The 21,043-nt window shown below is 50.8% G+C and carries 19 protein-coding genes and 1 riboswitch; of the genes, 18 read left to right on the top strand and 1 reads right to left on the bottom strand.

Annotated elements, in window-relative coordinates:
• Position 1: 1 nt before the first annotated feature.
• Positions 2–445: a FixH family protein gene (locus tag HI950_RS05850; RefSeq protein WP_169082965.1), complete on the bottom strand. Its 444-nt coding sequence runs from the start codon at positions 443–445 to the stop codon at positions 2–4.
• Between the two features lie 211 nt (positions 446–656).
• Positions 657–819, top strand: a riboswitch (cobalamin riboswitch).
• 148 nt (positions 820–967) lie between these two features.
• Here HI950_RS05850 and HI950_RS05845 point away from each other — a divergent pair.
• The 18 genes from HI950_RS05845 (at position 968) to modB (ending at position 21,042) form a co-directional block, all read left to right on the top strand.
• Positions 968–1,960, top strand: coding sequence for an ABC transporter substrate-binding protein (locus tag HI950_RS05845; protein WP_169082964.1), 993 nt, complete (start codon positions 968–970; stop codon positions 1,958–1,960).
• 40 nt (positions 1,961–2,000) lie between these two features.
• Complete coding sequence (locus HI950_RS05840; protein ID WP_411268072.1) at positions 2,001–3,002, top strand: FecCD family ABC transporter permease; 1,002 nt, start codon at positions 2,001–2,003, stop codon at positions 3,000–3,002.
• Positions 2,999–3,811: a heme ABC transporter ATP-binding protein gene (locus HI950_RS05835; RefSeq protein ID WP_169082962.1), complete on the top strand. Its 813-nt coding sequence runs from the start codon at positions 2,999–3,001 to the stop codon at positions 3,809–3,811. The genes HI950_RS05840 and HI950_RS05835 overlap by 4 nt, the downstream gene beginning before the upstream one ends.
• A 2-nt stretch (positions 3,812–3,813) precedes the next feature.
• Positions 3,814–4,884 (top strand): nicotinate-nucleotide--dimethylbenzimidazole phosphoribosyltransferase, encoded by a 1,071-nt coding sequence (cobT, locus tag HI950_RS05830; RefSeq protein WP_169082961.1) that lies wholly within the window; start codon positions 3,814–3,816, stop codon positions 4,882–4,884.
• 10 nt (positions 4,885–4,894) lie between these two features.
• Entirely contained in the window at positions 4,895–5,485 is a 591-nt protein-coding gene (gene cobU / locus HI950_RS05825; RefSeq protein ID WP_169082960.1) for a bifunctional adenosylcobinamide kinase/adenosylcobinamide-phosphate guanylyltransferase, read from the top strand.
• The gene (gene cbiB, locus HI950_RS05820; protein ID WP_169082959.1) at positions 5,482–6,462 is read left to right on the top strand and encodes an adenosylcobinamide-phosphate synthase CbiB; all 981 of its coding nucleotides are present in this window, start codon (positions 5,482–5,484) and stop codon (positions 6,460–6,462) included. Before cobU ends, cbiB begins: the two co-directional genes overlap by 4 nt.
• Entirely contained in the window at positions 6,444–7,256 is an 813-nt protein-coding gene (gene cobS, locus HI950_RS05815; protein ID WP_169082958.1) for an adenosylcobinamide-GDP ribazoletransferase, read from the top strand. The genes cbiB and cobS overlap by 19 nt, the downstream gene beginning before the upstream one ends.
• A 20-nt stretch (positions 7,257–7,276) precedes the next feature.
• Positions 7,277–8,374, top strand: a complete 1,098-nt coding sequence (locus tag HI950_RS05810; RefSeq protein WP_187768041.1) for a pyridoxal phosphate-dependent aminotransferase — start codon at positions 7,277–7,279, stop codon at positions 8,372–8,374.
• On the top strand, positions 8,344–9,981 hold the full coding sequence (locus HI950_RS05805) for a cobyric acid synthase (RefSeq protein WP_223285151.1): 1,638 nt from the start codon (positions 8,344–8,346) through the stop codon (positions 9,979–9,981). The genes HI950_RS05810 and HI950_RS05805 overlap by 31 nt, the downstream gene beginning before the upstream one ends.
• Positions 9,981–10,691, top strand: a complete 711-nt coding sequence (locus tag HI950_RS05800) for an adenosylcobinamide amidohydrolase (RefSeq protein WP_169082957.1) — start codon at positions 9,981–9,983, stop codon at positions 10,689–10,691. The genes HI950_RS05805 and HI950_RS05800 overlap by 1 nt, the downstream gene beginning before the upstream one ends.
• A 29-nt stretch (positions 10,692–10,720) precedes the next feature.
• Positions 10,721–10,939 carry a hypothetical protein gene (locus HI950_RS05795; protein ID WP_169082956.1) on the top strand — a complete coding sequence of 73 codons (219 nt, stop codon included), beginning with the start codon at positions 10,721–10,723 and terminating at the stop codon, positions 10,937–10,939.
• 296 nt (positions 10,940–11,235) lie between these two features.
• Positions 11,236–13,254, top strand: coding sequence for a methyl-accepting chemotaxis protein (locus tag HI950_RS36640; RefSeq protein ID WP_169082955.1), 2,019 nt, complete (start codon positions 11,236–11,238; stop codon positions 13,252–13,254).
• Positions 13,255–13,441: 187 nt separating this feature from the next.
• A complete protein-coding gene (gene corA, locus HI950_RS05785; RefSeq protein ID WP_169082954.1) occupies positions 13,442–14,392 on the top strand; it encodes a magnesium/cobalt transporter CorA in 951 nt (316 codons plus the stop codon).
• 26 nt (positions 14,393–14,418) lie between these two features.
• On the top strand, positions 14,419–15,243 hold the full coding sequence (locus HI950_RS05780) for a hypothetical protein (RefSeq protein WP_169082953.1): 825 nt from the start codon (positions 14,419–14,421) through the stop codon (positions 15,241–15,243).
• Positions 15,244–15,270: 27 nt separating this feature from the next.
• Entirely contained in the window at positions 15,271–17,808 is a 2,538-nt protein-coding gene (gene hrpB, locus HI950_RS05775) for an ATP-dependent helicase HrpB (RefSeq protein ID WP_187768040.1), read from the top strand.
• A gap of 65 nt (positions 17,809–17,873) precedes the next feature.
• Positions 17,874–18,164, top strand: a complete 291-nt coding sequence (locus HI950_RS05770; RefSeq protein WP_191296711.1) for a DUF1294 domain-containing protein — start codon at positions 17,874–17,876, stop codon at positions 18,162–18,164.
• 82 nt (positions 18,165–18,246) lie between these two features.
• On the top strand, positions 18,247–20,331 hold the full coding sequence (locus HI950_RS05765; RefSeq protein ID WP_169082952.1) for a HelD family protein: 2,085 nt from the start codon (positions 18,247–18,249) through the stop codon (positions 20,329–20,331).
• 48 nt (positions 20,332–20,379) lie between these two features.
• The gene (gene modB, locus HI950_RS05760; protein ID WP_169082951.1) at positions 20,380–21,042 is read left to right on the top strand and encodes a molybdate ABC transporter permease subunit; all 663 of its coding nucleotides are present in this window, start codon (positions 20,380–20,382) and stop codon (positions 21,040–21,042) included.
• The last annotated feature ends 1 nt before the right edge of the window (position 21,043 follow it).

The following is a 21,043-nucleotide window of genomic DNA, read 5'->3' as shown; positions in this document are numbered from 1 at the left end:
CCTAATGAATGGCCTTCAGCAATCTGACGATAGTATAGGTTTGAGCTCCTGTGTCAACCGTTAATGTCGCCTTCCATGTGCCAGCCATTAGCGGTACGCCTTCACCCTCATATTTGCCCGGTGAAGCTTCGGTCATTTTAAATTCATAATCCCCGCACACCATATCGAGCATCTCCAGCTTAACGGATAAGCTGGCTCCATGCAGGGCTGCGCCGGATTCATCCGCAAGTTCGATCAGAAAGCGGTTTTCTCGAAGCGCTTTGGCTGGATAAGTCGCGATTGACCAAATGGCATGGCCGCTCTCGAATGTATGCTCCGATATAGGAGGAGGCGCTTTGTCGCGATGGCGGAGCCAAGTAAGCGTTAAACCTGCTAGTAGTGCAATGGCAATGAGCAGGATGATGAATTTATAAAGTGGCGACAGTGATTTATACGGTGGCTGCATGACAGCTATTGACCTCCTTTTTCACAAATATATGAGGTTGTCGTGAAACGCGACGAAAGGGGCATATTACGTTACCTATGCGGGAAACGCCGCAAGCAGAACGGAGGGAGCTGATCCAATTGGCTTCGCGAGTATTGTTGGACAAATTCCGAGAGACGGTGTATATTAACAACTGATCATTTCATACCGTATAAATAGGTGCTGATGGTAGAATCTCTGACAAGGAACCGTTTGATTGTTGGAGTTCGCTTGAAGCTTAATAGGGAAGACCGGTGAGAATCCGGCACGGACCCGCCACTGTAAGGGATGACAGCAAGAGCTAGCGCTCGCAGTCATGACCGAGTCAGAAAATCTGCCTGTTTGTACTTAACACTTTTACCTACGTGGACTTGGGGATAGTGCTTTGGAAAGCTTGCCGCTTAGCTTATTTACTAGAGCGCGTATGAGAGCATTTCTGGCACAATTGCCGGAAATGCTTTTTTTTATTTTATACGAATAAAAAACTTAGGGGTGCAGAACAAGATGAATGGAAAGAACCGCAACATGATGAAGCTTCTGTTTGGCTTGCTGTTAACGATGATGCTCGTATTTACAGCAGCATGCGGAGCAAGCAAAGACACCGAAAACCAGGCTGGCAATACACCGGCTAGCACGGAGCAAGCGGCTACGAATGAGCCGGCGCCAACGGACAACTCATCTGGTTATCCGCTAACGATAAAGGATGATACAGGTACGGAGATGACGTTTGAGCAAGCGCCGACCAAGGTCGTTACGCTTGTACCTAGTGAAACGGAAGCTATCTATGCCATTGGCTCTGGCGAGCAAGTCGTAGGGGTTGATGAATATAGCAACTATCCGGAGGAAGCTGCATCTAAGCCGAAAGTTGGCGATATGACGACTAACATTGAAGCCGTAGCAGCGCTTGACCCTGATCTTGTGCTGGCTTCAACGTCGATGAACACGGAAGCGATTACGAAGCTCCGCGAATTGAACATTCCCGTGTATGCGACAGATCCGCTTACCTATGATGCCGTTATTGCCAAAATTGAAAATTTAGGTCATATTATGAATAAACATAAGGAAGCGGCTGCCGTTGCAGAGCATATGCGTGCGGTTAAGCAGCAGGTAACGGATGCAGTGAAGGACGCTGAGAAGAAGAAAGTATACTTAGAGTTTTCACCAGGCTGGACAGTTGGTTCAGGCACATTCCTCGATGAGCTGCTGACGCTTGCAGGCGGTATCAACATTGCAGCAGCATCGCCTGGCTGGTATGAGGTTAGCGCGGAGGAAGTTGTAAAGGAAAATCCTGCATTTATTATATATCCTGCATTGAAGGAGGACCCGAATCCAATCGTTGTTGGCATCGAAGGCCGTCCAGGCTGGAATGTCATCGATGCGGTGAAAAACAAGCAGATGCATGCGGTTACTGAGGATCCGCTCGTACGCGTTGGACCGCGTCTTGCCGATGGCTTGCTTGAGCTTGCAAAAGTCATTCACCCGGATCTCGTAAAATAATCAAATGACCTATAAATTAGTTTGGTATGGAGGAGCAGCTATGCTCCTTCTTGCTGTTTCTATCGTTGTTAGTTTATCGATTGGCTCGGCTGGCTTATCCTTGCGCGACGTGTGGGGGATACTACTTCATCAACTGCCGTGGCTTGCGGATGAGCCCACTACTTATTCGCCCGGGCAAATCGCTATCGTGACACAAGTTAGGCTTTCCCGCGTACTGCTTGCCGTGCTTGTTGGGGCATGCCTCGCGCTTGCAGGCACCGGCTTTCAAGGCGTGCTTCGCAATCCGCTAGCCGATCCGTATACGTTAGGCGTCGCTTCTGGAAGCTCGGTCGGCGCAGCGTTTATGATCTTGTTTGGACTGCAGGCCGTGCTTGGCGTATGGACGATCCCGCTTGTAGCATTCGGTACGGGAATCGTTACGCTGCTTGGCGTCTTTTGGCTCTCGCGCAGCAAGGGCGTCATGCATATCGAAACGCTAATCCTCTCAGGAGTCATAATACAATCCTTTCTTGGCGCATTCGTTTCGTTCATGGTTTCCATGTCGGAGGGTGTCGTCAATCAGATCTTATTCTGGTTGATGGGCTCGCTTGCCATGCGGAGCTGGGAAAATGTCTACATGCTGATTCCGTTTTTGCTCGTAGGAATGCCGCTGCTCCTTGCTTACGGCCAACCGCTTAATTTATTTGTGCTTGGCGAGCGGCATGCGGCGCATCTAGGCATTCGTGTCGAGCGTACAAAACTTATCGTCTTAATCAGCTCGACGCTGCTCACAGCAGCAGCGGTTTCCGTTTCTGGCGTGATTGGCTTCGTAGGGCTTGTGGTGCCGCATCTGATCCGTCTGCTCGTAGGGCCAGACTATCGCTTGATTACGCCATTGTCTGCAATCGGGGGCGGCGTATTCGTCCTGTGGGCAGATACGCTGGCCCGAATGGCATTGACGCCCAAAGAAATTCCGCTTGGCGTCGTTACGGCGCTAATCGGTGCGCCTTTCTTCGCTTATTTGCTGCATAGGCAGAAGCTGAAGCAAGGAGGGACGATATGATCGAGGTACGTCACATCGTACAAGCGGTGCAGGGAAGGACCATACTGAACGGGATATCCTGCTCATTTCAAAAAGGGCGCATGTACGGTATTATTGGTCCCAATGGTGTCGGCAAATCAACGCTGCTTCAGTTGCTATCCGGTGTCGATCAGCCTAAGCAAGGAGAGATACTGCTTGCAGGGCGAAATATCGCTTCATACCCGCGCAAGCAGCTGGCTAAGAAGCTTGCCGTGCTGCAGCAAAGCGGCTTGCCGCCAGTTGGATTCTCGGTGCGCGAGGTCGTCAGCATGGGAAGATATCCATTTCAGAACTGGCTAGGCAGCGAAGAGCAAGACTTCGAGCCGATAATTGACAGAGCATTGTCTGCGATGGGGCTCGAGGAGCTTGAGCATCGCAAAATGGATCAGCTTAGCGGCGGAGAAAGGCAGCGCGTAGCGCTGGCAAAGCTGATGGCGCAGGAGCCAACCATTATTTTGCTGGATGAGCCGACAACCTATTTGGATATTGGCTTTCAGGTGCAGTTGCTGGATACGGTGAGAGCGTGGCAGCAGGAGCGCGAGCTAACGGTGATCGCTGTGCTTCATGATTTGAATCTGGCGGCACTCTACTGCGATGAGCTTGTCGTGCTCCACCAAGGAAAGGTTGCTGCAGCTGGCATTCCGCATTCTGTGCTAACTCCCACACTAATTGAACGAGTATATGAAACGACGGCAGCTGTCATCGCACATCCCGTGACGGGTGTGCCGCAAATTATGCTTCAACCGAATTGGAATAACGAGTCGGCAAGATCTGGCTTGAAGGAGCTATAAAGATGGAAACTAATTTGGAAATTGCGTTATTGGAAACGATTAAACAAATTAAGCCGTTCAACGAGGAGGCTGCGTCTCTCGCTTTGCGTCACTCGGATTCATTAACGAAGCCGCCAGGCAGTCTTGGCAAGCTTGAAGCGCTCGCCAGTCAGCTAGCCGGCATTTCGGGACAATTATGGCCTGACTTGTCGCGTAAATCAGTCATTGTGATGGCTGGCGACCATGGGGTCTGCGAGGAAGGAGTCAGTGCGTTCCCACAGGCGGTTACGCCGCAAATGGTGCTAAACTTCCTAAACGGCGGAGCGGCTGTTAACGTGCTTGCAAGACAAGCCGGCGCGGAAGTCGTATGTGTCGATATTGGCGTAAATGCGGATTTGGAGCATGAACGGCTCGTAAGCCGTAAAGTTGTTAGAGGCACGGCCAATATGGCGAAGCAGGCGGCAATGACCCGTGAGGAAGCCATTCAAGCGATCATGGTTGGCGTCGATGTGGTGAACGAGCAATTCCGGCAAGGCAGCCGATTGTTTGCGACGGGCGAAATGGGCATCGGCAATACGACGGCGAGCGCTGCTCTTACAACCGTTCTGACAGGGCTATCGCCCGAGGAATCCGTTGGCCGAGGAACCGGTATCAATGATGCGAGCTGGTTGAACAAGGTGGAGGTCGTGAAGCGCGCGATCGTCGTTAATGAGCTTCCTTCGGCTGATGCAGATCCAATCGAAGTGCTCACCAAGGTTGGCGGCGCGGAGATTGCTGGACTCGTTGGCGTCATTATCGGAGCAGCGGCAAATGGTTGTCCGATCGTAATTGACGGCTATATCTCATCTGCTGCGGCGCTCGTTGCATCGCGAATTGCCGAGCAGACAATGCCTTATATGATAGCCTCACATCTCTCCCAAGAGCAAGGCCATTTGAGATTGCTCGAATCAATCGGCTTGCTGCCGATGATGCAGCTTGAGATGCGCCTTGGAGAAGGTACGGGAGCTGTATTATGTTTTCATTTTATTGACGCTGCGCTTCTTCTTATGCAGGAGATGGCAACCTTCGAGAGCGCAGGCGTATCCAAAGGCTAGGTGAGTGTTGATGGCAATACTGGTAACCGGTGGCGCGCGGAGCGGCAAGAGCGGCTTCGCTGAGCAATATGCAATGCGTGCTGCGGCACGCGGCTTATATCTCGCAACCTGCCAGCCCTATGATGATGAGATGAGAGAGCGGATCACGAAGCATCGAACGGACCGAGACATCTCCGGCTTTAGCTGGAAGACTGCCGAGGATGCCTGCAATGCAGCAGATCTGCTTAATCAATGGGACGAACAATTTACAGCTGAGATTAAAAAAGGACAAGAGCCGCCAATTGTGCTGCTTGATTGTTTAACGCTATGGTTGACGAACTGGATGATGCAAGCGGAGCAGCAAACATGGGAAGAGAATCGCCTTGAGCTCGAAATCGAGAAGCTGCTTGAAGCGATTGCCCGGTATTCCCATCCTCTTCTAATTGTGACTAATGAAGTAGGGGACGGCATCGTCCCGGCTTATCCGCTTGGCAGACGATTTAGAGACGAGGCTGGGCGCTTGAATCAGAAGGTCGCCGCGTTGTGTGAGCGCGTCTTTCTTGTTACAGCAGGCATTCCGATTGAGCTGAAATCGCAGGCTTTCAGGTGGGAGCAATTATGATTCTTTACTCCATTAAGGAGCTGCTTCTGCTTGCAGCGACTGCAATTGTGATTGACTGGATCGTTGGTGATCCGAAATGGCCGACCCATCCTGTCATATGGATAGGGCGGCTTATTCGGCTGTTAGAGCGTCTTCTTGCGCCTGAGCGCTTCACAGGACGACCCGCCGCTGTCAAGGCATTAGGTGTTGTACTAACACTTACAACGCTAATGATAAGCTGCGGAGTGATGTGGCTGCTTGTGTGGGCAGCGGATGCTGTACATCCGTGGCTTGGCTATGCGGTAAGCGCATGGTTTATTTCCACAACATTGGCTGTTAAGGGCTTGAAGGAAGCTGCGATGCTGGTCTATCGTCCATTATTGGAAGGCAGATTGGATGAAGCGCGCAAGTATGTTGGCTATATTGTTGGACGGGACACCGCAAAGCTGGACGAGCGTGAAGCTTCGCGGGCTGCTGTCGAGACCGTTGCGGAAAATACGGTAGACGCGCTTGTATCCCCGCTATTATTCGCCTTAATCGGCGGCGCTCCGCTTGCTATGCTTTACCGTGCTGCAAACACACTGGATTCGATGGTTGGATATCGGAGTGAGAAGTATGTCCATTTTGGCTGGTGCTCGGCACGAACTGACGATGTGCTTAATTTTGTTCCCGCGCGGCTAACAGGCGTAATGCTTACGATTTCGGCCTTTTTTTTGCCGCGAATGAACGCAAGGGAAGCAGCCCGCGCGATTCGATCGTTCGCTCATCTTCATCCCAGCCCAAATAGCGGCATTCCGGAATCTGCGGTAGCAGGGGCGCTTGGCATAGAGCTGGGCGGTACCAATACGTATTTTGGCGTAACAAGCGAGCGAGCAAGAATGGGCTGGCCAACACGTTCATTGCAGCCGGATGATATTGTAAGTACGGTACGCTTATTGCATAGCGTTAGTTTTATTTTGTTTATAGGAGTGATTGCAGTATGGTTCGTCGTGAGTTAAAGCTGCAAGCTCAAGCTCTTATTGCTGCCTTACAATTTTTAACACGATTTCCTGTACCGTTATCTGTTCCGTTTCAAGGAGCTGTTCTCTCACGGAGTGTTGTCTATTTTCCGCTTGCAGGAGCTCTTATCGGCCTCTGTCTCGCTGCCTTCACTTGGATGCTCACTTTATTCGTGCCTGCGTGGCCAAGCGCTGTTATCGTGCTCGGCTTATGGACGGCATTAAGCGGCGGCTTGCATCTGGACGGTTGGATGGATACGGCGGATGGCGTACTGAGCCACCGCACACGCGAGCGCATGCTCGAAATTATGAAGGATAGCCGGGTGGGGGCGATGGGCGTCATTGCCGCAGTGCTTCTGATGTTACTCAAAGTGTCCCTATTCGTTGAACTTTTTGAGTCAGATCAATTAAAGCTGTATTGGCCCCTTCTCGTAATCGGCCCGATTTGGAGTCGCGCTTGGATGAGCGCCGCAATCGCTTTCTGGACGTTTGCACGGCAAGGAGAAGGAATAGCCGTATTATTTAACGTGGTTAAAGGTAGGCATGCCGCTGCATCCATGATTATGGCGGCAGTCTGCACGGGAATCATCTTGTGGATCGCAGACATCGATTCGGGCACAGCGTTAGCCTATCTATTGCTTGCAGCCTTGATTACATTCTGCATCGGCTGTTTGCTTGCGTCATACTTGAGCGGAAAGCTTGGCGGGTTAACCGGAGATACATATGGAGCAATGAATGAAGCGATTGAAGCGGCGCTGCTTTTTGCAGCGGTTATTTGGATGCAAGCTTACTAATTAAGGAGTTGGGTTCGAAGATGTTGGAGAGATACGGACATGGGGGCGATTTAAGGACCGCGGAGGAAGCCTTCGGAATGGCAGCACAATCATTTGTTGATTTCAGCTCGAACATGAACCCGCTAGGTCCCCCTGATAGTGTAAAAAAAGCGTTGTTGTCCTATGCGGAACTTATCGGGCAATATCCAGATCCTGCCGTCCGCGGATTGAGACGAAAGCTGGCTGAGCGGCATCAAATTGATGAGCAATCCATTGTCGTTGGCAATGGCGCTGCGGAATTAATTGATTTAATCATACGTGCGCTTCAGCCTAAATTAACGACGCTGGCAATCCCATGCTTTGACGAATACGGGGACGCTATTCGCAAAATCTGCGGGGCGGTATATGAAATCAAGCTGTCTGCGGAAAATCAATTTGAATTGCATTTGGAATTGGAGCATCTTTGCGGAGCAGCCGCCACGGGTTCATTGTTTATGCTTGGATCTCCGAACAATCCGACTGGACAGCTTGTCGATCCAGCGCTCATTCGCATGCTGCTGAGTAAAGGGGCATACGTAGTCGTTGATGAGGCATTTATGGATTTTGTCCCGGAGGAATCGCAATACAGTCTCGTTCAGGAGGCAGCGAGGAATGAGAAATTGTTTGTGATCCGCTCGATGACAAAGTTTTATTCCATCCCCGGCATTCGACTTGGCTATATCGTGGGCATGCCAAGAACGTTAAGCGGTTTAAGGCGCTTGCAGGTGCCTTGGAGCGTCAATTCGTTGGCGCAGCTGATCGGCGAGTCGGTGCTTGACGATCCGGATTATGCGGAGAGGACGATGATGTGGCTGCAAGAGGAAAGGCCATGGCTCATTAAGGAGCTGCAAGCGCTCGGCTTTGTTGTTAATCCAAGCGTGGCTAATTATTTGCTCATTCGTATCCCGAGAGAGGCTGAGCTAAGCGCGAGCATGCTTCAGCTCGAGATGGGCAAGCTTGGCATCCTTATTCGTGATGCATCAAGATTTGCCGGTCTAGATCACACGTATATTCGGGTTGCCGTTAAGCTTCGCAAGCAAAACGAGCAGCTGGTGGCGGCATTCAAGCAATGCTTACTGCAAAGTCGCGGTGGCAGATGAGAATAGCCGATGAATTTGCAGCAGACGCTCAAAAATCGCTAGGTCGCACGATCATGATTCAAGGTACGGCATCGGATGTAGGCAAAAGCTTGATTACCGCTGCGCTTTGCAGAGTTTTTAAAAATGATGGCTGGCGTACGGCCCCTTTTAAATCGCAAAATATGTCGCTGAACTCCTATGTGACATGGGATGGCAAGGAAATTGGCCGTGCGCAGGGAATGCAGGCCGATGCATGCGGCATATTGGCAACAACAGATATGAATCCGATCTTGCTGAAGCCGACCGGTGAAATGGTATCGCAGGTCGTTGTGCACGGAAAACCGCTGCGCGATTATGAGGCGACCGAATACCGCGAAAAATATTTGCCGGCAGCTGGCGCCATTGTGCAGTCCTCGTTGCGGAGACTGCGGGAGGACTATGATATTGTCGTCCTGGAAGGGGCAGGAAGTCCGGCTGAAATTAATTTGAAGGATCGCGATATCGTCAATATGCGAATGGCAGCATGGGCGGACGCTCCCGTCATCCTGGTTGCCGATATTGATCGGGGGGGCGTATTTGCCTCGATTGTCGGCACGCTTGAGCTGCTGGAGCAGGAGGAGCGAGACCGCATAGGCGGATTTATTATAAACAAGTTTCGCGGCGATGTATCGCTGCTGCAGCCCGGACTCGATTGGCTTGAAGCGCGTACAGGCAAGCCCGTAATAGGCGTCATGCCTTATTTGCCTGGCTTAGAGCTGGAGGATGAGGATTCGCTCTCTCTTAGCAAGCAGCACACACTCGTCCAAAAAGAAGAGACTGGTACGCAGCGCGAGCTGGATATAGCGGTTATCCGGCTGCCTCGGATTTCGAATTTTACTGATATGGACCCGCTGCGCTTCGAGAAGGACGTACAGCTTCGCTATATCGAGCATGCAGGTCAATGGGGCAAACCTGATGCGGTCATCCTCCCAGGAAGCAAAAGCACGATCGCGGATTTGGAATGGCTGAAGGAAACCGGTCTAGACGAAATGGTTCAGAAGCATGCAAATAGCGGCGGAGCCGTCGTGGGCATTTGCGGCGGTTATGAGATGCTTGGCACTCGGCTGCATGATCCGATGAGCATAGAATCGTCTATTGTGGAAGCAGAGGGGCTCGGCTTTTTCCCGTTTGAGGTCCGCTTCACGGCGCAGAAAAGAACGGTTCGCGTTGAAGGGGCAAGCGGATTCCATGGACATGAATTACCTTCTACTATTGAGGGCTACGAGATACATATGGGCGAAGTCGCGTGGATTCAGCGGGACGAATCCGATTATCAACCTTTTCAAGTTAGAGAGCATAATTCAGGGAGTGAGGACGAAGTATCCTCTGAGTACGCTGCCGAAGGTGCGAGCAAGGCTGACGGGAAGATTTGGGGAACGTTTATTCACGGCATATTGCATAATGATGATTTTCGCAGGCAATGGTTAAATGGGCTTCGAGAATCGAAAGGGCTAGCCAGCCTTCCCGCTGAGCTTCGTTTTCAAGAAAGACGGGAATCGGCATTTGAACGTTTGGCGGAGCATGCTCGAAGCTATCTTAATATGCCGCTTATTTATGAACTGCTTGGGCAGAAAAAGGAGGAGGCGTGATGACTCAGCCCTTTCGCAAGGGACAACGTTATGACTCGGCTGTCTGGTGCGGAGTGAAGCTAGAGCTGCTGGAGGATCGGATTGAAGCAAGCAGTCCTGAGAAGCTGTATGCGCTGAGCAGCGCCGTTCATCCGGGAGGATTTTCCTATGCGAGCCGCATCGTCAACTGGAAGGTTCCGCTTTCTTATCAATGTGATGATCCTGTTCGAGATATTATACGGCAATGCGAGGAATGGGGACATGATCCAGCAAATACGATTGGTCTGATAACAGCGGCGAAGCTGACGCACGCATCTATTGCCGAGCATAAGGGCGACAAGTTCAACCTGTTATGCTGTACGACTGTCGGCACACGGAATGCAGCGAGAGCGGGCTTGCCGCGCAGCACCTTCTCCGCCTACTCGCCAGGTACGATTAATACGATACTTTTGATTGATGGACAGATGTCTGAATCTGCGATGGTGAATGCAATCATAACTGCTACAGAAGCCAAAACAGCCGCGCTCCAGCATTTAGGCATCGTTGAGAAGGAGAGCGGCAACGCTGCAACGGGCACTACGACAGACGCCATCGTCATAGCAGTCGGCCAGGCGGCGAGCTGGAATGCGGTGCATGCGTATGCAGGAGCAGCAACAACGATCGGCTGCGCCATCGGCGAGATGGTATATCAGACAGTGCTTGAGTCTACGCGGACGCAGCACGAGGACTAAGGGAAATTCCCGATTTGGTGGTGAGCAAATTGGATATTTTGATTCGGAAAGCAGCAGAGTCAGATGCATGGATTCTCGCTCAAATGAATAAGGCACTTATTCATGATGAAGGCAGTCGTAATCCGATGACCATTCAACAACTTGAAGAAAGATTGCGCGGATGGCTGGACCAATCCTTTCCCCGCGATGCTAAATTGACCATTGATGTGTTAGCATCAAATCCGCGCCATATGGTGCTAACGAAATGAAGCAGCAATCGAACATGAATACACGAAAAACCGCTTGGTACAAGCGGTTTTTTCTTTTGCTTGATAGTTTGCGATGCGGCATGAAAAGACGCGCTGCTGCGTTCTGCTGCGCATAGAGCCATCTTAAGTGCGTAGGAATGATTTAGCCAATAAAGATAGGTTAATTTCATCTATTCTTGTATTTTTACAATTTGCGAATAATTGTGTCGAAACATGTCGACATACAAAATGTTTCATTATATACTACTCTTGCAAATATATAAGAGATTATCCAATTTATATGCAGGGGGAGTATTGTGAAAACGCTTTCTAAGTATTTGGGACTTCAATCAATAACAGGAAAGTTTCTATGGATAACAGGTCTCTTCATGCTAGTTTTATTTGCATCCTTATTCGCGTGGCGGTATGGTCAAGTTAGTGCTCCTATTAATTCGCAATTTAAGGACAAGGGAATCAGCCTTACTTTATCGCTTGCAGGAACAATCGAAAGCATAGTCCAGCAGGACCTAGGCAACGGCGTCACGCTTAAGGATGGCAAATACATCTCAGGTGCTCAGTTGAAGCAATGGTTATTTGACGATAGGCTGTCTGTAATACCGGAAAGCGAAACGGCAGCCCAAATCCGTCTGAAGGATCCGGAGTACGCGGCTGCAAAGCAAACCTTGTTTGACGGATCTGAAATCCCTTTATGGAAGTATGAATTAAAGTACGAAAGCGTATTTGATGCCTATACGGATCAGCGTTGGCAAGGCGTAATCGACAGTTATTTGCGTAGCGAGAATGTCGTTTTCGCGCTTCCCGTTTTTTTCTCCGATAAGAAGGAAGCGGCAGGCTACATCCCCACACATAATACGGTGTATAGCCCTGTTGACGATGAATCCGAGGATAAGTGGGGAAGCGTGGGGCTTATTAGTCAAAAATACAGAGCTAACCGGATATTTAACGATGTCACAGGCTATAACGCAGCGGCTGTCACCGATAGAGAGAAGCCATTGGTGCAAACCTACCCCAGATTGATAGACGGCAAAATTGTTACGATGTGGGATATTTCATCTCCTCTATATTTTGACGGAAAGCATTGGGGAGCTGTACGGGTTGCGATATCCAAACAGATAGCTGATAAAACCATTGCTAATCAGCGTATGCAAATTTTAATCCAATACTTGTATATGTTCGTTATTATTATGGTGGTGCTGCTGATTCTATCTTTAATATTGGTAAAAGCTAAAATGAACCGATTGACTGCGAAGACGAAGAGCATGTTCGCAAGCGGCCGCGTAGATTTGACGGAGGAGTTCGATAGCAGAAGCAAGGATGAAATCGGGCGATTTTCTTCTGAGATGAATCATCTGATGGAACAATTGCGCAAGCTGGTGCTATGTATTCATAGCGTATCCTCTGAAGTCACGGACTCAGGAAGAAAGCTTAATGAAAACGTAGCCGTTACGAAGCAATCGGCGGATGTGTTTAATCATACGCTAGATGAAATAAGCAGCGGGGCTAGCCAACAAGCGATTGGAGCCCATCAAGGCGCAGTCGCATTAAGCGAGATGGCGAATGGCGTACAGCGGATTGCAGAATCGATCGGAGATATAGCAAGCTCCTCACATGACACATTAGCACAGCTTCAGCAAGGCAAAAGTCATATTCAAATGGTTATTGGACAAATGAACAACCTTTTGACATCTACCCTTGGTACGAAGGAAGTTATTCAAATCCTGCATGCCCGGTCTGCCGAAATCGGAACCTTTGCTTCTTTTATTACCGATATTTCCAATCAAACGAATATATTATCGTTGAATGCATCAATTGAAGCTAGCCGCGCAGGGGAACACGGGAGAGGCTTTCAGGTGATTGCAGCAGAAATTCGTAAGCTGGCGATCCAGTCCAAAGCGTCTTCCGATCGGATCTTAATGATGATTCAAGAAATTCAAGCGCATGTGGAAATGGCGGTTTCCTCGATGACGGCTAATTCGAGCTTTGTTCAGGAAAGCGTTGAAGTCGTCAATCAAGTAGGTGAATCGTTAGGCAAAATCGTATCTTCGACTCAATCCGTCACGAGCCGGTCTGAAGATGTCTCAGCGACGGCCGAAGAACTTTCTGCAAGCGTACAGGAAGTAACCGCAACCGTTGATGATATGGCCTCCATCTCGGAGGAATCGGCCAAACATATTCAATCAGCAGCATCAACCTATAAAGGGCAGCTGCAAGTCATGGAGGGAATCATGCAGTCCGCCGAGCATTTAAATGCGCTGGCAGAACGGCTTGAGGAAGAAATTCGAATGTTTAAGCTGGACGAAAACGGAAAGATATAGTTACATAATTTTGATGAAATGCTGTCTCGCATTAGGGGACAGCATTCTTTTATTAGGGAGATCGAGCTGCACTTGATTCAAAAAAATAGTCGAATCACTATTAAATCAACTCTAATTTCATGTAAAATGGATAAGTTGAACAATCTATGATTAACGATTTAGCATTGCGAATGGGAGGATGTATCCCGTGATACGGATTATTGGCTACACGAAACAAAAGGAATGGTTGACGGATTTGACGATTGAAGAGCTGAAGTCCGCTGACCTTGAATGGTATTGGGTTGATTTCAACAATCCGAAGGAAGAGGAATGCAGGCTGCTCGATTCGTTTTTCCACTTCCATCCGCTGGCGATAGAGGATTGCTACCATTTGCTGCAGCGTCCCAAAATCGATCATTATGATGATGTGCATTTTTTCGTGCTGCATGAGGTTGAGCGGAAGACGTTGACCGTAAACGAAATCAATATGTTTCTCGGTCCGCAATTTATTGTAACCTTTCATTATGAGCCTTCCCCTGAAATCGACGAAGCGCGGACGAAGCTGATGTGCAGCTCAAAAATAGGCGATCACGGCCAGCTATTTGCAGCATACTTAGTTATGGACAAGCTGGTGGATCAATATTTCCCCGCCGTTCATGAGCTGGAGGACCAGCTGCTCGATATGGAGATCGGAGGCGACGAGATGCAAAGCAAGACGGCGATGAGCGATATTTTCAACATTCGTTCCCGTCTGCTAAGACTTCGCAAAACGATTGTGCCGATGCGTGACCTGCTTTACCGATTGACGAATTCGGACCGTATTGAAGGATTGAACACCTATTTGGCCTTTTATCATGATATTTATGACCATCTTCTAAAGCTGTCCGAAATGATGGACTCCAGCAGGGAGATGACGGCTGATCTGCGGGACAGCTACATCTCGTTTAATTCGAACCGCATGAATGCCATTATGAAGACGCTCACCGTTATAACGACGATATTTATGCCGCTTACGTTTTTGGCAGGGATTTATGGCATGAATTTTCACAACATGCCTGAGCTGGAATGGGACTGGGGGTATTTTACCGTCATTACGGTTATGCTCGTTATTGGCGTAGGCATGTACGCTTGGTTCCGAACGAAGGGTTGGTTTAAATGATAATAGGCAAGGAGAATAGCAGGAAAATGGAAATGAAAGAGCCTGCTCGGATGAGCAAAAAACAGCTTCTTGCGATTATCGGCATATTAGCAGGGATCGTAGCTTTACTTGGCATCATGCTTTATTTCATGATAATGGCACTTGGCAACAAAACGGCTGCTGATCCGTTAATTGCAGAGAAAAACCTGCATTATACCTATTTTTCAGAGATGTCCTCTAATGGAATGAAGCTTCATGTGCTAAAGACAAAGCCTGCGTACGTAACGCTGGAGACGATCAATAATAACGTTACGCTTGCGGGTAAGGTGGGCATTAACGGCGGATTTTTTTATGGCAATCAGCTGCTTAGCATAGGCATGGTAGACAGCCAGCCGGTTAACAAGGAGATTGGCAATTTCGGAACAGGGAATGAAAATGTGAAATATGCGCGCGGAACGCTGGTGTGGGACGGCGCTTCGGATGCCTTGAGCGTACAGGTTGTCAGCAATGCATCCGAGCTGAAGGTGAAGGATCATACGCGATTCTGGGCGCAGGGCGGCATTAGTATGAGCCTTGGACTTGACGATCAGTGGGTTCAGCAAACGTTAAAGGAACAAGCGCCGTTTCCCGATGATGATCGGTTGCGTTCAGCAGCTGTATATGACCAGGCTGGCGACTTATATCTCATCGTGAGTGAAACGAAGGGCTCGCTGGCCGTTTTTCGGGAAGCGATTGTTGCAAGTGTTGGCGAAGGAAGGCTTGTTGACGGTATTTTTCTAGATGGTGACGGCTCCTCGCAGCTTTTCAGCAGCGAAGCTGCCTTGCCGGGCGACAACAGGCCCGTCGTGCAAATGCTGCGAATCGTGAAATAGATGGAGACAGATAAAGGAGTTATCAGCATGAATCAACTGCAATTGCCGATTGATGCGGTATTGCCTGAGCTGCTGGAATCGCTTCGCAGCGGCGCCAATGCTGTGCTTGTGGCGGAGCCGGGTGCAGGGAAGACGACGCGGGTTCCGCTTGCGCTGCTCGATCAGCCGTGGCTCCTGGGCAAAAAGATCATCATGCTGGAGCCGCGCAGATTGGCTGCGCGCTCCGCTGCGCAATTTATGGCGAAAACGCTAGGGGAGCAGGCAGGTGAGACAGTAGGCTACCGCGTTAGGCTCGACTCGCGGGTTGGGCCGCGAACGCGTATCGAGGTCGTGACGGAGGGTGTCCTTACGCGGATGCTGCAGGAGGACCCGGGGCTCGAACAAGTCGGAGCTGTATTATTCGACGAGTTCCATGAACGTCATTTGCACGGCGATCTTGGCCTTGCGCTTTGCTTGCAGTCGCAGCAGCTGCTGCGAGAGGAATTGCGCTTAATCGTCATGTCAGCCACGCTTGCAGCGGAGCCAATTGCTGAGCTTCTCGGAGGAGCACCAATCGTTCGCAGCGAAGGGCGCGTGTTCCCTGTTTCGACGCATTACGCGCCAGCTAGAGTTACTTGGCCGATAGAGCCTTATATGGCGAGGACGATTATCGAGGCATTGCGCGCACATGACGGGGATGTGCTCGCTTTCCTGCCGGGCGTCGCAGAAATACGCCGTACGGCAAGAAAGTTGAATGAGCTAGGTCTTTCATCCGATATTCGGATTGAGGAGCTCCATGGCAGCTTGCCGCTGGAGAAGCAGGATTCAGCCGTTGCTCCATGCTCGGCAGGAGAACGCAAGATCGTGCTTGCGACCTCGATCGCGGAATCCAGCTTGACGGTCGAGGGCGTTAAGATCGTCGTGGACAGCGGCCTTATGCGCGTTCCGAGGTTTTCTCCGAGAACGGGCATGACGCGGCTGGAAACGGTGCCTGTTTCTGCAGCGTCGGCTGACCAACGTCGTGGCCGGGCGGGCAGACTTGCACCTGGCAGCTGCTACCGGCTCTGGACGGAGCTTGAGCATCCTTATTTGCCTGAGCAAAGCACGCCTGAGCTTCTGGAGGCGGATCTTGCAGCGCTTGCGTTAGAGCTTGCGATTTGGGGCATACAAGATCCGCTCGAGCTCGAATGGCTAACTCCGCCGCCTTCGGCAGCCTATGAGCAAGCCAAAGCGCTGCTGCGGCAGCTGAACGCGATTGATGACAGCGGGAAACCGACAGCAGCTGGCAAGGCGATGGCGCAATTTGGTTTGCATCCACGGCTTGGAGCCATGATTTTGCTAGCATCGGAAATGGGTGCAGCCAGAGTGGCATGCGAGGCTGCTGCTTTGTTAAGCGAGCGCGACCTTCTACCTCAGGAGCGCAATGTCGATGTCCAGCTGCGCTTAGAGCTGCTTTACCGCTTGACCGGTCGGGCGGCGGGAGCAAGCAAAGCCCCGCATGGCGGCAGCGTGCAGCATCCTAGCAGCGGAGCCGCTTACCGCATAGCGGCGCAAGCCGATCAATGGGAGCGGCTCGTTTCGAAGCTGCCACCCATTCAACATTCCGAGCCGCACGGAAATCAAGTGCCGCTCGGTGTTCTTCTTGGCCTGGCATATCCCGACCGGATCGCACAGCGGCGGAGCGACGGCCGATATGTATTGGCGAACGGCAGAGGCGCGGTGCTGCCTGAGCTGCAGCCGTTGTCGCGGTCGGCGTATTTAGCCGCTTGCGAGCTGGACGATGCCGGCTCTGAGAGCAGAATGCGGCTTGCTGCCGAGCTGAGTCTGCCGATGATCGAGAAATATATGGGAAGCTATATCATGGACGAGGATGTCGTGGAGTGGGATGCTGAGGCCCAAGCGGTCAGAGCGAGGAAGCGTGCACGACTTGGCTCCATCGTGCTGAAAGAATCGATCTTGCAGAAGCCGAATGAAGATCAGGTGGCGGACGTTTTATTGGCGGCTATCAAACAAGCAGGCTTTGTGATGCTGCCGATGAGCAAGCAGGCGCAGCAGCTGAAGGCTAGGATGAAGCTTATGGCTCTTGCAGGAGAGGATTGGCCGGACGCTTCCGACGAGGTGCTGCTGGAATCGCTCGAGCAATGGTTGAAGCCTCATCTCTATGGAATGAGGAGCCGCTCGGATTTGCAGAGGCTGTCGATGCTGCAGCTGCTGGAGGGCAAGCTTAGCTGGAAGCAAAAGCAAGAGCTGGATGAGCATGTGCCGACCCATATCATGGTGCCTAGCGGTTCGCGAATCCCGGTTGACTACAGCGATCCGGAGTCGCCGGTGCTTGCCGTTCGATTGCAGGAGCTGTTTGGTCTTAAAGAAACTCCGATGCTCGCGAGGGGAAGGCTGCCGGTCACGCTTCATTTGTTATCGCCGTCGCAGCGGCCTGTCCAAGTAACGAGAGATTTAAGAAGCTTTTGGGAGAATGCGTATTTCGAAGTGAAAAAGGATTTGAAAGGGCGATACCCGAAGCATTATTGGCCGGATGATCCTTATTCAGCTGTGCCGACGAATCGGGCGAAGCCAAGAAATACGTGACCTTTCTCGGTCCCTCACCCATTGAATGAGGCAGCTTTTTTTCAGAGAGGATGTGGGCTTAGATTATGGCCATCTATATATTGATTGTTTATTTGCTATTGATTAACTGCTATTCCTTTGCATTGATGGGCGTTGATAAAAAGAGTGCCAAGAAGCAAAGGAGGCGCGTGCCGGAAAAACGGCTTTTTCTGCTTAGCGCGATCGGCGGTGCGGGAGGCACATGGCTTGCGATGAAAGCTTGGCGTCACAAAACGAAGCATCGCTCCTTTACTGTAGGCATTCCTTTTCTGTTTGGTCTTAATTTATTGCTTATCATTGGAGCTGTATGGCTCATTGGAATGATCGTAAACTCTTGATTGCTTTGAGAAGCCGTCCTATGTTATATTGGGGCTTCTCTTTTTTATTTTCCAGCCATCCAAAACTTAGGAGGTAACTGACATGACAACCGTTCAAAGTGCCTATCAAGAAGAGCAAGAACGATTAACAGAATCATTGCGTGACATTATGGCTCAGCTCCAAGCAATCGGCCCGCGCTACAAAGGCGATGATTTTACGGAGCAAATGCTCGATTTGCAGCAAGAGGAACGGAGACTGCGGCTTGAAATTTCGAAGCGTGAGCCTTACTTTGGCCGCATCGATTTTCAGGAGCTGCCTGCCAGCGAGCAGAAGCCATTATATATTGGAAAAGCAGGCGTCGCCAAGCAAGGCAGCAACGAGCTGCTCGTCATCGACTGGCGTGCCCCGGCAGCCAGCGTATTCTATTCCTTCACAGGAGGCGAGGCGCCTGCATCCTATGAATCGCCTGACGGAGAGATCGAAGGCTATGTTCATTTAAAGCGGAATTTCATGATTCGTCAGGGAGAGATTGTCCGATTGGTCGACAGCTACGTACGAGGCCAGGAGGAAGGCTCGGTCACTGACGAATTTCTATTATATCGGCTTGGCGAGAACAAGGATAATAAACTGCGGGATATCGTCTCGACGATTCAGGGCGAGCAGGACCGGATTATCCGTGCGGACCGCAACAAGGTCTTGTTTATTCAAGGGGTAGCGGGGAGCGGTAAAACGACCGTAGCGCTGCACCGCCTTGCGTTTCTTCTTTATCAATATGCCGATCGGATGCGAGCAGAGCGAATGATTATTTTCGCGCCAAACCGCATGTTTCTCGACTACATATCCGGCGTGCTGCCAGAGCTCGGCGTCGGTGATATTCAGCAGACGACCTTTAGCGATTGGTCGCTAGAGTTGCTAGAGAAGACGATAACGGTCAGCGATCCTTCCGATGCGATGGCTTATTGGTTCGAAGAGCGTCGGACCGCCGAAGAGATCGAGCATGCTTCCGGTCGTTATAAAGGGAATTTGGCTTTTAAAGCCATTGTCGACGAGCGAATAGCCGATTTTGAGCAGCGAATCGTACCGACTACTTCGTTTGTGCCAATTGACGGGCTTGAGCTGTCTCCGGTGCTCATGCGCGAATGGTACGAAACCGATTATGGCGATGAGACGCTTATGAAGAAGCGGGATCGGCTCGTTAGCCGCATCCGGCGTTGGTTCGAGTCGGAGCTGAAGATGAAGGGAATCGTCGATAAGAAGATTCGGGCGAAGGCGCTCACCAAGTTTAACAGCTATACGAAAAAAATTCCGGCCTATACATCTGTCCAGCTCTATGCGTCTCTCTTCAGCGGGAAGCAGCTTGCAGGCGGCATTCCAAAAGCCATTGCAGCTGCTACGGCCGACCGGTTGAAAAAGGGAATCGCAGCAGCCGAGGATTTGGCGCCTCTAGCTTATATCCAGCTTCAGCTGTTCGGCTTGCCGAAGCAGGCATTCGATCATATCGTCATTGACGAAGCGCAGGATTATTCTCCATTTCAGCTTGAAGTGCTGCGCCTCTGCCAAAGAACGGCATCAATGACCGTGCTAGGCGATTTGCAGCAAGGCATTCATGCTTATACCGGCGTGCAGAGCTGGTCTGAGCTGACCGCATTGTTCGAAGAGGAGCAGATAGGCTTCTATGAGCTGAATCGAAGCTATCGCTCGACGATGGAAATTATCGAATTCGCGAACAAAATATTAGGCGGCATGACCGGAGGCGTCAAGCCTGCCGTTCCTGTATTCCGCAGCGGCGATGCCGTGGCTGCAGAGCCGGTTGCGAGCGAGAAATGGCTTGCTTCGCTTGAAGCCACCGTTCGGGAATGGCAAGCAAAGGGCGAATACGAAACGATCTCCGTCATCGGCCGTACGGCGCTTGAATGCGAGGAAATTTATCGGCATTTGACAGATAGCGGCTTGGACGCATCCCTTGTGCAGAGCAAGCAGCCCGCTTATGGCGGCGGCTTGTCGGTCGTGCCGGTCTATTTATCGAAAGGGCTGGAATTCGATGCGGTGCTGATTGCCGATGCAAGCGATACTGCGTATACGCCGCTTGATTCGAAGCTGCTCTATGTCGGCTGTACGCGTGCTTTGCATATGTTAAAGCTGTTTTATCGCGGAAATCTCACATCTCTGCTGGGCGAACACGCCTAACTTCGATATAATAGGGAGCATTATAACGTCTAACCGGAGGCATGCGACATGAATTGGGACGTATGGCTGCCGCCAGTAGCGCTCTCTTTAAAAGTATCACTATTTGCAAGCATCATAGTTGCTATAATCGGAATGCTGGCCGCTCGCTTCATGACGCAGCATTCCTTTAAAGGAAAAAGCATCATAGAAACGATATTTATGCTGCCGCTCGTTTTGCCACCGACCGTCGTTGGCTTCATTCTGCTGCTATTACTGGGTCGTGGAAGCTGGATCGGACAGGCCTATGAATGGTTATTTGCTCAACCTATCGTATTCTCATGGATCGCCGCGATTATCGCGGCGGTCATTGTTGCGTTTCCGCTCGTTTACCAGACGATGAAGGTCGGCTTTCTATCTGTAGACCGTCATTTGGAGGATGCAGCACGCTCCGCTGGCGGAAGCGAGCTGCAGGTGCTGCGCTTTATTACGCTGCCGTTAGCCAAGCGTTCACTGGTGACAGCGTACCTGCTTGGATTTGCAAGGAGCATCGGCGAGTTTGGCGCAACCTTGATGATCGCTGGCAATATACCCGGACGAACGCAAACGGTTCCGACTGCCATTTATATTGCGGTGGAGACTGGAGAAACGGGGATGGCATGGGCTTGGACGATTGCGATCATCGCTTTTTCCTTCGTGATGCTGTTGTTTACGGGACGCAGATTGGATCAATAAT

Origin of the sequence: Paenibacillus sp. PL91, from assembly GCF_012935325.2 — a bacterium.
Lineage (GTDB): Bacteria > Bacillota > Bacilli > Paenibacillales > Paenibacillaceae > Pristimantibacillus.
The sequence above is the reverse complement of the archived record's forward strand: the minus strand, read 5'-3'. Positions and strand labels throughout refer to the sequence as shown.